At 63.8% G+C, this 13,882-nt stretch carries 13 protein-coding genes; 4 read left to right on the top strand and 9 right to left on the bottom strand.

The window, feature by feature from the left end; genetic code table 11:
* Positions 1 to 34: 34 nt before the first annotated feature.
* From AC07UC_RS03135 to AC07UC_RS03120, 4 genes are read left to right on the top strand one after another with little or no spacing between them, the layout of a single operon-like run.
* Positions 35 to 901 carry a carbohydrate ABC transporter permease gene (locus tag AC07UC_RS03135; RefSeq protein WP_202325050.1) on the top strand — a complete coding sequence of 289 codons (867 nt, stop codon included), beginning with the start codon at positions 35 to 37 and terminating at the stop codon, positions 899 to 901.
* On the top strand, positions 898 to 1,710 hold the full coding sequence (locus tag AC07UC_RS03130) for a carbohydrate ABC transporter permease (protein WP_494903972.1): 813 nt from the start codon (positions 898 to 900) through the stop codon (positions 1,708 to 1,710). The genes AC07UC_RS03135 and AC07UC_RS03130 overlap by 4 nt, the downstream gene beginning before the upstream one ends.
* 16 nt (positions 1,711 to 1,726) lie before the next feature.
* Positions 1,727 to 2,773, top strand: coding sequence for an NAD(P)-dependent alcohol dehydrogenase (locus AC07UC_RS03125; protein ID WP_494903971.1), 1,047 nt, complete (start codon positions 1,727 to 1,729; stop codon positions 2,771 to 2,773).
* Positions 2,774 to 2,775: 2 nt separating this feature from the next.
* Positions 2,776 to 3,861 (top strand): ABC transporter ATP-binding protein, encoded by a 1,086-nt coding sequence (locus tag AC07UC_RS03120; protein ID WP_494903969.1) that lies wholly within the window; start codon positions 2,776 to 2,778, stop codon positions 3,859 to 3,861.
* An 8-nt stretch (positions 3,862 to 3,869) separates the two neighbouring features.
* Here the strand turns inward: AC07UC_RS03120 and AC07UC_RS03115 are convergent, their stop codons facing one another.
* The 9 genes from AC07UC_RS03115 to gcvA form a co-directional block, all read right to left on the bottom strand.
* Entirely contained in the window at positions 3,870 to 5,456 is a 1,587-nt protein-coding gene (locus AC07UC_RS03115) for an FGGY-family carbohydrate kinase (protein ID WP_202325047.1), read from the bottom strand.
* The gene (locus AC07UC_RS03110) at positions 5,453 to 6,136 is read right to left on the bottom strand and encodes an HAD family hydrolase (RefSeq protein WP_494903968.1); all 684 of its coding nucleotides are present in this window, start codon (positions 6,134 to 6,136) and stop codon (positions 5,453 to 5,455) included. The genes AC07UC_RS03115 and AC07UC_RS03110 overlap by 4 nt, the downstream gene beginning before the upstream one ends.
* A 15-nt stretch (positions 6,137 to 6,151) precedes the next feature.
* Positions 6,152 to 7,630, bottom strand: coding sequence for a mannitol dehydrogenase family protein (locus AC07UC_RS03105; RefSeq protein WP_494903966.1), 1,479 nt, complete (start codon positions 7,628 to 7,630; stop codon positions 6,152 to 6,154).
* Positions 7,631 to 7,783: 153 nt separating this feature from the next.
* Positions 7,784 to 8,554 (bottom strand): L-iditol 2-dehydrogenase, encoded by a 771-nt coding sequence (locus AC07UC_RS03100; RefSeq protein ID WP_494903965.1) that lies wholly within the window; start codon positions 8,552 to 8,554, stop codon positions 7,784 to 7,786.
* Positions 8,551 to 9,555 (bottom strand): ABC transporter ATP-binding protein, encoded by a 1,005-nt coding sequence (locus AC07UC_RS03095; RefSeq protein WP_140770635.1) that lies wholly within the window; start codon positions 9,553 to 9,555, stop codon positions 8,551 to 8,553. Before AC07UC_RS03095 ends, AC07UC_RS03100 begins: the two co-directional genes overlap by 4 nt.
* A gap of 50 nt (positions 9,556 to 9,605) precedes the next feature.
* Entirely contained in the window at positions 9,606 to 10,430 is an 825-nt protein-coding gene (locus tag AC07UC_RS03090; RefSeq protein ID WP_140770633.1) for a carbohydrate ABC transporter permease, read from the bottom strand.
* Between the two features lie 11 nt (positions 10,431 to 10,441).
* Positions 10,442 to 11,314 (bottom strand): carbohydrate ABC transporter permease, encoded by an 873-nt coding sequence (locus AC07UC_RS03085; RefSeq protein ID WP_140770631.1) that lies wholly within the window; start codon positions 11,312 to 11,314, stop codon positions 10,442 to 10,444.
* 123 nt (positions 11,315 to 11,437) lie between these two features.
* Positions 11,438 to 12,748: an ABC transporter substrate-binding protein gene (locus AC07UC_RS03080; RefSeq protein WP_140770629.1), complete on the bottom strand. Its 1,311-nt coding sequence runs from the start codon at positions 12,746 to 12,748 to the stop codon at positions 11,438 to 11,440.
* Positions 12,749 to 12,970: 222 nt separating this feature from the next.
* The gene (gene gcvA / locus AC07UC_RS03075; protein ID WP_140770627.1) at positions 12,971 to 13,876 is read right to left on the bottom strand and encodes a transcriptional regulator GcvA; all 906 of its coding nucleotides are present in this window, start codon (positions 13,874 to 13,876) and stop codon (positions 12,971 to 12,973) included.
* Between the last annotated feature and the right edge of the window lie 6 nt (positions 13,877 to 13,882).

Below are 13,882 nucleotides of genomic sequence, written 5' to 3'. Positions count from 1 at the left end.
GACACCATCGAGACGCAAGCGAGGATAGATGCCAATGGCCCGACGCACGTCGCTCCCTGTCACCTTCGTCGTTCCGACCATCGCCATCCTTCTGGTGCTGTCGATGGTGCCGACGCTCTACGCCATTGTCATCGCCTTGCAGAACCGCGAGTTGAGCACGCCCGATTATTCCTGGGTCTGGCTTTCGAACTTCTATGACTTGTTTCTCGACCGCCGCTTCCTCAACGCGGTCTGGGTGTCGGTGAAATGGGAGATCGTCACCGTTGTCGCGACGATGGTGGTGGCGATCGGGCTCGGCGTGCTGATGTTCGAGGTCGCCAGCCCGCGCCTGCGCAATGTCTACTGCCTGCTGTTCATCATCCCGGTGTTGTTGCCGCGCGTCTCGGCGGCCTTCGTCTGGAAATTCGCCTACCATCCGCTCTACGGCATCGCCACCTACCCCTACAGGCTCATCACAGGCGGGCTGATCTTCGATCCGCTGTCGAAGCCGGCGACGGCCTTGTTCGCAGTCGCTTCGGTCGATGTCTGGCAGTGGGGGCTGTTCTTCGCCGTCATCGTGCTGAAGCTGCTCGAAACCCTGCCGCCGCAGCCGATCGAGGCGGCACGGCTCGACCATGCCAGGCGCTGGCAGATCCACGCCTATGTCACCTTGCCGATGCTTAAGGCTCCCTTGATCAGCCTGATGTTCGTCAAGATGATCGAATCGCTGCGCTCCTTCGACCTGATCTATGTGATGACCCGCGGTGGACCGGGCGTGGCCACCGAAACGCTCGACATGTACGCCTTCTCGCAAGGCTTCATCGAGTCCGGCAAGGTCTCCTACGCCTCGGCCATGGCCGTGCTGATGATGATCGCCACCGTCATCACCTTCACCATGCTGTGGAAGCGGGTGCAGGCATGAAGCCCGGCAGACTGATCGGCAAGGCGATATTGGGGCTGGCTGGATTCCTGGCCGTGTTTCCGCTGCTGTGGACGGCGCTCAATGCGCTCAAGAACAATGTCGACATCATCACCCGCGTGCCGCGCCTGGTGTTCACACCGACATGGGCCAACATCGGCTACATCCTTGGCCGCGACAGTGTGCTCACAGGGCTCTACAACTCGGTCGTCGCCTGTGGCTCGGCCGTGCTGATCGGCGTCGTGCTCGGCCTGCCGGCGGCCTACGCGGTGGCGCGCTACCCCAACCGATGGGCCGGCGACATCCAGTTCTTCGTGCTGTCGCTGCGCTTCCTGCCGCCGGTCGCGGTGGCCATTCCGCTGATGGTGATCTGGCTGCAGGTCGGCCTCTACGACACTTTGCCGGCGCTGATCATCACCTACTCGCTGCTCACCATCTCGGTGATCATGTGGCTCGCCATCCCCGCCTTCCAAAGCGTGCCGAAGGAAATCGAGGAAGCAGCCTTCGTCGACGGCTACGGTGCCTATTCGGTGTTCTGGCGCATTGCCTTGCCCGTCGCCGCGCGCTCCTTGGCAGGGGCGGTCGCCTTCAGCTTCGTGCTGGTCTGGAACGAATTCCTGATCGCGCTGATGCTGTCGAGTTCCAATGCCAAGACCTTGCCGATCGTCGCCTCGGAACTCTCCCAGCAGGGCATGAATGTGCCGTGGGGCATTCTGAACGCCTCGGTCGTGCTCCTGTCGCTGCCGCCCCTGCTGTTCCTCGGCGTGCTCAGCGGTTTCCTGAATTCCGTTTTCCGGCAAAAAAAGACTTGATGTGAGGATTTCCCCGATGCGGGCACTGGTGCTTGAGAAAAAAGGCGAACTGTCGCTGCGCGAGATCGCGTTGCCGCTCGATGTCGGGCCGGACGACGTCAGGATAGCCATCCACACGGTCGGCGTCTGCGGCAGCGACGTGCACTACTACACGCACGGCGCCATCGGCAGCTATGTCGTACGCGCGCCGATGGTGCTCGGCCACGAAGCCGCGGGGACGGTCGTCGAGATCGGCGCCAATGTCGAGACGTTCAAGGTCGGCGACCGCGTCTGCATGGAACCAGGCGTGCCGAACCTGTCGTCGCGTGCGACCAAGCTCGGCATCTACAATGTCGACCCGGACGTACGCTTCTGGGCGACGCCGCCGGTGCATGGCGTGCTCGCGCCCTATGCCGTGCACCCGGCCGCCTTCACCTACAAACTGCCCGACAATGTTTCCTTCGCCGAGGGCGCGATGGTCGAACCCTTCGCCATCGGCATGCAGGCGGCAAGCCGCGCCCGCATCGTTCCCGGCGATGTCGCCGCCGTCGTCGGCTGCGGCCCGATCGGCATCATGATCGCGCTTGCCGCCCTTGCCGGCGGCTGTTCGAAAGTGCTGATCTCCGACTTCTCCGCGCCCAAGCTGGCGATCGCCGCGCAGTATGCCGGCATCGTGCCGGTCAATATTGGCGAGCAGTCGCTGGCCGATGCCGTTGCCGCCGCGACCGGCAATTGGGGTGCCGATATCGTCTTCGAGGCCAGCGGCAACCCGAAGGCCTTTGCCGACCTGTTCAATGTCGTTCGGCCGGGTGGCGCGGTGGTGCTGGTCGGCCTGCCGGTGGAGCCGGTCGCCCTCAACGTGCCGGCTGCGATCTCCAAGGAGGTGCGCATCGAGACGGTGTTCCGCTACGCCAACATCTTCGACCGCGCCTTGCAGCTGATCGCTTCCGGCAAGGTCGACCTCAAGCCGCTGATCACCGGCACCTATGATTTCTCCGACAGCATCAAGGCATTCGAACGGGCTGCCGAAGGCAACCCGCAAGACGTCAAGCTGCAGATCCTGCTCAGCGGCGAGAAGGGCTGATCATGTCCGCGATCGTTTGCTCCCATGTCGACAAGGCCTATGGCGCCACCACGGTCATCCGCGACCTCAACCTCTCGATAGAGGAACACGAATTCGTCGTGTTCCTCGGCCCGTCCGGCTGCGGCAAGTCGACCTTGCTGCGCATGCTGGCGGGGCTGGAGGACATCAGCGGCGGCGAGGTCTCGATCGGCGGCAAGGTGGTCAACGATCTCGATCCGGGCGACCGCGGCATCGCCATGGTGTTCCAGAACTATGCGCTCTATCCGCACATGACTATCTTCGACAACATCGCCTTCGGGCTGCGGCGCCAGAAGGTGCCGGCGGCTGATATCCGCAAGCGGGTCGAAGCGGTGTCGAGGACGCTCGGGCTCGAACCCTATCTCGCCCGCAAGCCGGCCGAGCTTTCCGGCGGTCAGCAGCAACGCGTCGCCATTGCCCGTGCGATGATCAAGACGCCAAAGGTGTTCCTGTTCGACGAGCCGCTTTCCAATCTCGATGCCAAATTGCGCAACCATATGCGCGTCGAGATCGCGCGCCTGCACCAGTCGCTGAAGACCACCACCGTCTACGTCACCCATGACCAGCTGGAGGCGATGACGCTGGCCGACCGCATCGTGCTGCTCAAGGACGGCGTCATCGAGCAGATCGGTTCTCCGGCGGAAATCTATCGGCGGCCGGGCAACATGTTCGTCGCCGGTTTCATCGGCACGCCGAACATGAATTTCATCGAGGTGACGGTCGGCCGCTCGGGTAGTGGCTGGATATTGACCGGTGCCGGAACGGTTCTTTCGGTCGAGGGCCGGGGTTTTCATCTGCAGCATGGCGACCGCGCCGTGCTCGGCATCCGGCCTCCGGACCTGAAGACGGCCGGTGCCGGTGCCGCCGGCATATTGCAAGGCACGGCCGATCTCATCGAATTCCACGGCAATGACGCGCTGGTGACATTCGGTTCAGGCGGCAAGGAGATCAGCGCGCTGGTTCCGGCGCGCGAATGCCCGGTACTGAACGCCCCTGTGCGCTACACGTTCGAGGAAGAGAGCATCCATCTGTTCGACGCGACGTCGGGCGCATCGCTGCGCAAGCAATAGCGCAAAGCCTACCGTATCGCGTCGAGCGCCTGCCGCTGCCGGTGCATTTCCAGGAATATCCGGTAGTCGCGATCGAAGCGGGCGCCAGCGCCCGGGTTTGCGGCACGCCTCTTGCCGCCCTGCTGCATGGCAAGGCAGGCGGCATTGAGGTCGGGAAACAACCCGGCGGCGGTGGCGGCGACCATGCCGGTGCCGAGCAGCACCGCCTCGTCGGCCAGCGGTTCGACCACCGTGCAGCCGGTGGCATCGGCGTAGAGCTCCATCAGCAGCGGGTTCTTGGTATGGCCGCCGGTGACATGCAGCGTGTCGATCAGGTAGCCGTTCTCGTTCAGCGCCTCCAGCACATGACGCACGCCGAGCGCGATGCCGACGGCGGTGCGCCAGTAGAGCTTGCACAGGCTGTCGAAGGAGGAATCCAGCGTCAGGCCGCTGACGACGCCGACTGCATGCGGATCGGCCAGCGGCGAGCGGTTGCCGTGGAAGTCGGGCAGCACATGCAGCCGCGCGGCAAGGTTCTCCCCTTCGGCGGCGCGCAGTTCGGCGACACGGCTGGCGATCTTGGCGTGCATCGCGGCGTCGGGCTCGCCGCCGGCGCCGTGCCAGCGGATGATGTGGTCGAGCAGGGCGCCGGTGGCCGACTGGCCACCTTCCGACAGCCACAGCTTCGGCAGCGCCGCGCCGTAATAGGGGCCCCAGACACCCGCGAAAGGCTGCGGATCGGGCGACATCGCCATGACGCAGCTCGACGTGCCGGCGATCAGCGCCAGGTGACGGCCGATATCCTGCTCATCGCCGGCAAAGCCGCCAAGCACGCCAAGCGCGCCGGCATAGGCATCGATGACCCCGGCGCCGACCCGGCAGCTTTCCGTCAGGCCGAGCTCCGCCGCCGCTTGCGCCGTCAGCGGACCAATGTCGGCGCCGACCGGACTGGCGCGCTCCGGCAGATTGCCGTGCTCGAAAAGGTCATCCAGGCCGACGATTTCGAAGAAATCGCGCTGCCACGCGCTTTCCTCATGCGCCAGATAGGTCCACTTCGCCGTCAGCGTGCATTGCGAGCGGGCCAGCGAGCCGGTCGCCTGCCAGGTAAGGAAGTCGGCCAGGTCGAATAGATAGCCGGCTTCATTCCAGGTCTTTGGCAGGTTGCGCTTCAGCCACATCAGCTTCGGCGTCGCCATCTCCGGCGACATGACGCCGCCGATATAGTTGAGCACCTCGTGGCCGCTCGCCGTGCATTCGTCGGCTTCGGCAATGGCGCGGTGGTCGAGCCAGACGATGGTGTCCCAGCGCTTGTCGCCGGTGGTCGAAACGCTGAGCTGATCGCCCTGCCGGTCGCGAACCACAAGAGAACAGGTTGCATCGAAGGAGATGCCGACAATGTCTTGCGCCGCCACACCGGCTTTTTCGCGCGCCGCACGCACGGCGGCGCAGACGGCCGACCAGATATCGCGTGAATCATGCTCGGCATGATCGGGTTTTGGCTGGTTCATGGCGATCGGCCGATCTGCACGGCCGAGCAAGGTACCACTGGCGTCGAGAATGCCCGCGCGAGCGCTCCCGGTGCCGACATCGACCGCGCAAACAAACTGTTTCGTCAAGATGCTCTAACTCTCGCTCCCAGGCCTGCAATCAGATCGGGCAATTGCAGCATGTCAGCGAATATAAAGTCCGGTTCACTCGACGCAAGCCGCGCTTTCAATGCGGGGTTGCCGGCATGCGAGCCGCCGGTGAAGGCAAAGACGCGCATGCCGGCCGCGCGCGCCGCCCCGACGCCGGCCGGACTGTCCTCGATGACGAGGCATTTGCGCGGATGGGCTCGCATGCTGGCCGCGGCATGCAGGAAAAGATCGGGCGCCGGCTTTCCCTTGGCCACCATGGTGGCGCTGAACAGATGCGGCTCCATCAGCCCGAGCAGGCCGGTGACGTCGAGCGCGTAGCGAATGCGTTCCAGCGTGCCGGAAGAGGCGACGCAGAACGGCAGGCCAAGCCTGGGCAACATCTCCTTGATGCCCGGGATCGGCTGCAGCTCCTCACGGAACTTTCGCATCAGGTCGACGCGCATGGCGGTGAGGTGCTGGTCGGTGATCTCCAGGCCGAAGTCACGGCCAAGCATCTCGCGCACGCTTTTCATGCTCTTGCCGAGGAAGTGTTCGTAGGCGGCATCCACGCCGATATTGCCGCCGGCAAGTTCGATCATGCCAAGCAGCGCCGAGACGGAAAGCGCCTCGCTGTCGACCAGCACGCCGTCGCAGTCGAAGATGACCAGTTCAGGCGTCATGATGTCGAATGGCTTTCAGAGCTTGCCGGCGAGATAGCGCGTCAGCGTGCCGCGGGCGCCATTGGCCCACAGGACGCCAAGCGCGTGGCCGAAGGCCTCGACGAATGCCGTGGCGCGGCCGACATCGCCATAGATGTCCTCCATCGCCAGCCAGGCGGCGGGCGCATCCTTTGCCGCCCTTGCCGTCGCCTGCAGCCGGTCCCAGCTCGGGTCGTTGGGTTCGATGACGGCGCCGCTGTCGGTCGTGCCGAAGCAGTAGCGGCACCACAGCGCCGATTCCAGCGCCAGCCCGGCAACGCCTTTGCCGGCCTTGAGTCGGTCGGCTATGGTCGGGATGATGAATTTCGGCTGGCGGTTGGAGCCGTCGAGGCAGAGCCGGCGCACCGTGTCGCCGATCTTGGGATTGGAGAAGCGCTTCTCGATGAGCTGGTAATAGTCCTCCAGCACAGTGTCCGGCACCGGCGGCACCGTCGGAATGATCTCGTCATGCTCGAGCTTGTCGAGAAAGCCGCGCACCAGCGGCTCCTGCATCGCTTCATGGACGAAGTGGATGTCCATCAGCCCGGCGGGATAGGCAATGGTGGCATGGCCGCCATTGAGGATACGGATCTTCATCAGCTCGTAGGGCGACACATCCTTGACGAACTGGACGCCGACCTTCTCCAGGGCCGGCCGGCCGGCCGTGAAGTGATCCTCCAACACCCATTGCTTGAAGGGCTCGCAGAACACCGGCCAATTGTCTTCCAGGCCGAAATCGTCGGCCAGAATCTTGCGCTCGCGGTCGGTGGTCGCCGGCGTAATTCGGTCAACCATGGCGTTCGGGAAAGCGACGTGGCCGCTTACCCAGTTGGCTAGGTCCTCGTCGATCAGCCGCGCCAGTCCAATGACGCCGTCCGAGGTGACGTGGCCGTTATGGGGAATGTTGTCGCAGGACATGACGGTGAACGGCACGATGCCGTCAGCGCGCCGCCGCACCAGTCCGGCAAGGATGATGCCGAACACGGTTTTCGGGGTCGCGCCCGGTTGGGCGTCCGCGACGATGTCCGCATGTGCCGGGTTGAACTTGCCCGACGCCGGGTCGATGAAGTAGCCGCCTTCGGTGATGGTCAGCGACACGATCTTGATCGCCGGATCGGCCAGCCGTTCAATGATGCCGGCGGCATCGCCCGGCGTCAGGAAGTCGATCATGGCGCCGGTGACGCGGGCGCTCATATGGCCGTCATCCTGCTCGACGACCGTGGTCAGCCAGTCCTGCTCCTGGAGCTTGCCGCGACCGATCTTCTCGCCCTCGAACACACCGGCGCCGACCAGAGCCCAGTCATGGCCGACACCTGAATTGAACAGATCGTCGAGATAGACGGCCTGGTGCGAGCGGTGAAAATTGCCGACACCGAAATGGACGATGCCGGCCTTCAGCTTGGCACGGTCATATTTCGGACCCGCGACCTTGGCGGGAAGGTTCGCGAGATTGGCGGAAGAGAGTTTCACGGTCATCTGTTTTACCCTTTGGCCGGCTCCGGCCTCGTTACTCCGCCTCTCCCGGTCCAGCCGGGAGAGGATAAGGGCGGCATGCCTGCGAAGGCCGATGCAGCCTCTGATGTTGGCCTCTGCTCCTCGCGGAGGGACGAGAAACAGAGGCCGCCCCCCTCAACTCATCCACTGGCCGCCATCGACGTTGTAGGTCTGTGCGACGATGTATTCGGCATCGGCGCTGGCGAGGAAGACCGCCATGCCGGTAAGGTCCTGGGCCGTGCCCATGCGGCCGTATGGCACCGCCTCGCCGACCAGTTTCTTCTTCTCGCCCCTGGGCCTGTTCTCGTATTTGGCGAACAGCGAATCGACATGATCCCAGTGCTCGCCATCGACCACCCCAGGCGCGATCGCGTTGACGTTGATGCGATGCTTGATCAGGTCGAGCCCCGCCGACTGGGTCAGCGAGATGACGGCGGCCTTGGTGGCGCAGTAAACGCCGACCAGTGCCTCGCCGCGCCGTCCGGCCTGGCTTGCCATGTTGATGATCCTGCCGCCCTTGCCCCGCGCGATCATCGAGCGGGCAGCCGCCTGCAGCATGAACAATGTGCCGGCGACATTGACCGAGAACAGTTTCTCGTAGCTCGCCCTGGAGATGTCGACGATCGGCGCCAGGTCGAACAAGGCGGCGTTGTTGATCAATATGTCGAGGCCGCCGGTCCGGCTCTCCACCGCCTTCACCGCAGCGTCGATCGATGCCTGATCCGTGACGTCGAGCTTGACCGCATAGGCCTTGTCGCCGATCTCGGCGGCGGTTTTCCGCGCCGCCTCGAGGTTGATGTCGGCAATCGCTACCGTGGCGCCCTCGCGCACATAGGCTTCGGCGAAGGCCCTGCCGATACCCCGCGCCGATCCCGTGACCAGCGCCGATTTGTCTTTCAGCCTCACTTCGCCATCGCCTTGCCGTCAGGGCCGAAGCGATGCAGCTTGGCCTTGTCGGGGGTGAGATAAATCGTGTCGCCGTGATGGACAGCCAGCTCGCCGTCGGCGCGCACCGTCAGCGGACCGACGCCCTCGGTCTGGACATGCAGGAAAGTGTCGGAGCCCAGATGTTCGGCAACGCCGACGGTGGCCTTCCATTCGCCCGCCGTGGTCGAGATCTGCATATGCTCGGGCCTGATGCCGATGGTCTTGGCGCCATATTTGGCCGCCGGCGCGCCCTCGATGAGGTTCATCTTCGGTGAGCCGATGAAGCCGGCGACGAACAGATTGTTCGGAGTCTTGTAGAGCTCCATCGGTGAGCCGACCTGCTCGATGTTGCCGGCGTTCAGCACGACGATCTTGTCGGCCATGGTCATGGCTTCGACCTGGTCGTGGGTGACATAGATCATGGTGGTCTTCAGCTGATGGTGCAGTTCGCTGATCTCCAGGCGCATGGTGCCGCGCAACGCGGCATCGAGGTTGGAGAGCGGCTCGTCGAACAGGAAGGCCGAAGGCTGGCGCACGATGGCGCGGCCGATGGCGACGCGCTGGCGCTGGCCGCCGGAGAGCTGGCCCGGCCGGCGTTCGAGGTAGTTGGTGAGGTTCAGGACCCGTGCCGCGTCCTTCACCTTCTTGTCGATGGTGGCCTGGTCCTCGCCCGCCATCTTCAGCGGGAAGGCGATGTTCTTGGCCACCGTCATATGCGGGTAGAGCGCGTAGGACTGGAACACCATGGCCAGCTTGCGCTTGGCCGGCGCCTCGCCGGTGACGTCACGGCCGTCGATGTTGATGGTGCCGCCGCTGGTGTCCTCCAGCCCGGCGATCAGCCGCAGCAGCGTGGACTTGCCGCAACCCGACGGGCCGACGAAGACGACGAACTCGCCATTCTCGATCACCAGGTCGAGGCCGGGGATGATGGACGTCGATCCGAAGGATTTGGAGACGTTCTTGAGCGTGATGTTTCCCATGGTTTCCTCCCCGAGGGGTTATTGTCCGTCGTCCGTTGCGTGCGGCGGTGTTACTTCACGGCGCCGAAGGTCAGGCCGCGCACCAGCTGCTTCTGGCTGAACCAGCCCATGATCAGGATCGGCGCGATCGCCAATGTCGAGGCGGCCGAAAGCTTGGCCCAGAACAGGCCTTGCGGGCTGGAGAAGGAACTGATGAAGGCGGTCAGCGGAGCAGCATCCGTGGTGGTCAGGCGGATCGTCCAGAACGCCTCGTTCCAGGCCAGGATGATGTTCAGGAGCATGGTCGAGGCAATGCCGGGCACGGCCATCGGGGTCAGCACATAGATGATCTCGTTCCACAGCGAGGCGCCGTCCATGCGGGCCGCTTCCAGGATTTCGCCGGGGATCTCGCGGAAGTAGGTGTAGAGCATCCACACCACGATCGGCAGGTTGATCAGCATCAGCATGACCATCAGGCCGATACGGCTGTCGAGCAGTCCGAGGTTGCGAAAGATCAGGTAGATCGGGAACAGCACGGCGACCGCGGGCATCATCTTGGTGGACAGCATCCACATCAGGATGTCCTTGGTCCGCTTGGTCGGCGAGAAAGCCATCGACCATGCCGCCGGAATGGCGACCAGAAGGGCCAGGACCGTCGAGCCGACCGAGAGCAGCACCGAATTGAAGAAGAACTTGAAGTAACCGCTCTGCGCCTGAACCTCGGTATAGCTCTCGAACGTTCCCGACGGGATCAGGTTGAAGCCCTGGATCGCCTCCTGTTCCGACTTGAACGAGGTGATGATCGTGTAGAGGATCGGGAAGAAGATCAGCAGGGCCACGATCCAGGCGGCAACCGTCGCGATCGTCTTGTGCTGGGTGGTGACTGCACGTGCCATCTTGTCCTCCCTTACTTGTCGAGGTTCTTGCCGACCGCGCGCATGGCGAAGAAGGCGACGATGTTGGCGAGAATGACGGCGATCACACCGCCCGCGGATGCCTGGCCGATCTTGAACTCCAGCAACGCCTTCTGGTAGACGAGGAAGGGCAGGTTGGTGGAGGCGTAGCCGGGGCCGCCATTGGTGGTGACGAGGATCTCGGCATAGACCGAGAGCAGGAAGATCGTCTGGATCAGGATGACCACGGTGATGGCGCGCGACATATGCGGCAGCGTCAGATAGATGAAGCGGCTGATGAAGCCGGCGCCGTCCATTTCGGCGGCTTCCTTCTGCTCGCCGTCGAGAGACTGCAGCGCGGTCAACAGGATCAGTGTCGCGAAAGGCAGCCACTGCCAGGCGACGATGATGATGATCGCCGTCAGCGGGTGCTGCCCGAACCAGTCGATCGGTTGCATCCCGAAGAAGCGCGCTATGTCGGCGAACACGCCATATTGCGGGTGCATGATCATGTTCTTCCAGACCAGTGCGGCCACCGGCGGCATGACGAAGAACGGCGAAATGACGAGGATGCGCACGATCCCCTGTCCCCACATCGGCTGGTCGATCAAGAGCGCCAGCAGGATGCCGCCGATCACCGTGATCAACAGAACGCTGACCACCAGGATCAGGGTGTTGAGGATCGACTGCAGGAAGGCGGGGTTGGAATAGAACAGCGCGTAGTTGGAGAAGCCGACGAATCCGTCGCGGATCGGGTTGAGCGGATTGTACTGCTGGAAGGAGAACCAGAGCGTGAGTGCCAGCGGCACGACCATCCAGACGAACAGCAGCACAACGGATGGCGCCATCATGAAACGGGCAAGCGAACGGGTCTGCTGAGTAGCCATGACGGTCACCCTTCAATGGTCAGACTGAATTTTCACAGGCGTTGAAGGCGGCCGCCCGAGCTGGGAACTCGGGCGGCCGTTGCCGGTCGAGGAGGCAACCGGCATTCGGCACCGGGAGGAGCCTTACTTGATATACCCGCCCTCGGTCATCGCCGCGGTGGCGGCGTCCTGGGCCTGCTTCAGCGCATCGTCGACGCTCGACTGGCCGGCAAGAGCCGCCGAGAAGAGCTGGCCTACAGTGGTGCCAAGGCCCTGGAACTCAGGGATGGCGACGAACTGGACACCGACATAGGGCACCGGCTTGACGGTCGGATGCGTCGGGTCGGCGGCATTGATGGAGTCCAGCGTCATCTTGGCGAACGGAGCCGCCTTCTGGTACTCGGCATTGGCATAGAGCGAGGAGCGCGTGCCCGGAGGAACGTTGGCCCAGCCTTCCTTCGAAGCGACCAGTTCGGCATAGTGCTTGCTGGTCGCCCAGGACACGAATTTCTCTGCGGCGTCGGCCTTCTTGGTGCCGGCTGGAATGGCCAGCGACCATGCCCACAGCCAGTTGCCGCGCTTGCCCAGGCCATTGTCCGGCGCCAGCGCATAGCCGACCTTGTCGGCGACGGTCGAGTTCTTCGGGTCGGAAACGAAGGACGCCGCGACGGTGGCGTCGATCCACATGCCGCACTTGCCCTGCTGGAAGAGCGCCAGGTTTTCGTTGAAGCCGTTGGAGGACGCGCCCTCGGGGCCATCGGCCTTCATCAGGTCGACATAGAACTGCAGCGTGTTCTTCCATTCGGGCTGGTCGAATTGCGGCTTCCAGTTCTCGTCGAACCAGCGGGCGCCGAAGGAGTTCGACATGGCGGTCAGGAAGGCCATGTTCTCGCCCCAGCCGGCCTTGCCGCGCAGGCAGACGCCGTTCACGCCATTGGCGCGGTCGGTCATCTTGTCGGCGGCCTGCTTGATGAAGTCCCAGGTCGGTGCGTCGGGCATCTTCAGCCCGGCCTTGTCCATCAGGTCCTTGCGGTACATGACGAAGGAGCTTTCGCCGTAGAAGGGCGCGGCATAGAGCTTGCCGTCGACCGAAAGACCGCCGGCGATGGCCGGAATGATGTCCTTGGCGTCATAGTCGTCGCCGAGCTTGTCGAGCGGCAGCAGCCAGCTCTGCTTGGCCCAGATCGGAACCTCGTAGGTGCCGATGGTCATCACGTCATACTGGCCGCCCTTGGTGGCGATGTCGGTGGTGACGCGTTCGCGCAGCACGTTTTCTTCAAGCGTGACCCAGTTGAGCTGGATGTCGGGGTTAGCCTTGGTGAAGTCGTCGGTCAGCTTCTGCATGCGGACCATATCGCCATTGTTGACGGTGGCGATGGTGATGGATTCGGCGTGTGCGGCGAAGGCGAGGGCGCTGGCCGACAACAAGCCCAGGGTGAGCGTGCGAAGTTTCATCAAATTCCTCCCATGAACCAAGATGAGCATTTGCCTTGGCTGTGAGCAATTACTCACTAAGTCTTAATTATGTCAAGCCGGATTCGATGCTGCAGCGCAGCACTCGACGGGCCGGATGCACCAGGGACGGATGGAAATTGAGACGACGAACCGCGCCCTGGGCCGGATGTCAGGCGACGGGACATGAAGGTCTGGAGGCTCGGGGCGGGTGCGAAACGCCTGTCAGCAGGCGATCTCGGCAAGCAGCCAGTCGCGAAACGCGCGGATCTTCGGCACGTTGCGGCGGGCTTCGGGATAGACCAGCCAGTAGGCGTGGCCATCGTCGCCGACCAGGTCGAAGGGCTGGATCAGGCGGCCGTCGGCAAGTTCGGCCTTGAACAGCGCCCGGGTCAGGATCGCCACGCCATGGCCCGCGATGGCCGCGTTGGCCTCATAGGCCTGGGCGCCCATGCTGCTGCCGGGCCGCTTGGCAAGATCGTGGGAGTGCACGCCCGCCGTCTCGAACCATTGTGTCCACCAGATGTCGCCGGGATCAAGGATCGGCAGCCGCAGCAGGTCCGCCGGCTCCTTGATGCCGCCGATGCTTGCCGCGAGTTTCGGGCTTAGCATCGGCGTGAAATCGGCATCGAGCAGCTTGTGGGCCTCCAGTCCCGGCCATTTGCCGCCGCCCGAACGGATGGCGAGGTCGACATCCTCGCGGGCGAAATCCGTCAGCCGGCTCGACGTCTCGAGCCGCACGGCAAGGGCTGGATGGGCCATCTGGAACGAGCCCAGATGGTGCGCCAGCCAGTTCGAGGCAAAGGTCAGCACGGTGGTGACGCACAGCAACCCATCCGCGCCGCCACGTGCCGCGGCATAGGCCTGGCCAAGAATGGCGAAGGCCTCGCTGACGGCAGGCGCCAGGCGCTGGCCGGCTTCTGTCAACTCGATCTGTCGCGGCCGGCGCAGGAACAGCGGTGCGCCGACGCGCTCTTCCAGCACTTTGATCTGATAGCTGACGGCTGCCTGTGTCATGGCGAGTTCGACGGCGGCCTTGGTGAAGGAAAGATGCCGCGCCACCGCTTCGAACACCCGGATCGCCTGCAGCGGCGGGAGTTGTGAAATCTGTCGCGAGCCAAGGTCAGGCATAAAGCC

The sequence above is a fragment of the Mesorhizobium sp. GW821-FHT04C10 genome, assembly GCF_059420305.1.
This window is presented reverse-complemented; position numbering and strand designations above follow the sequence as displayed.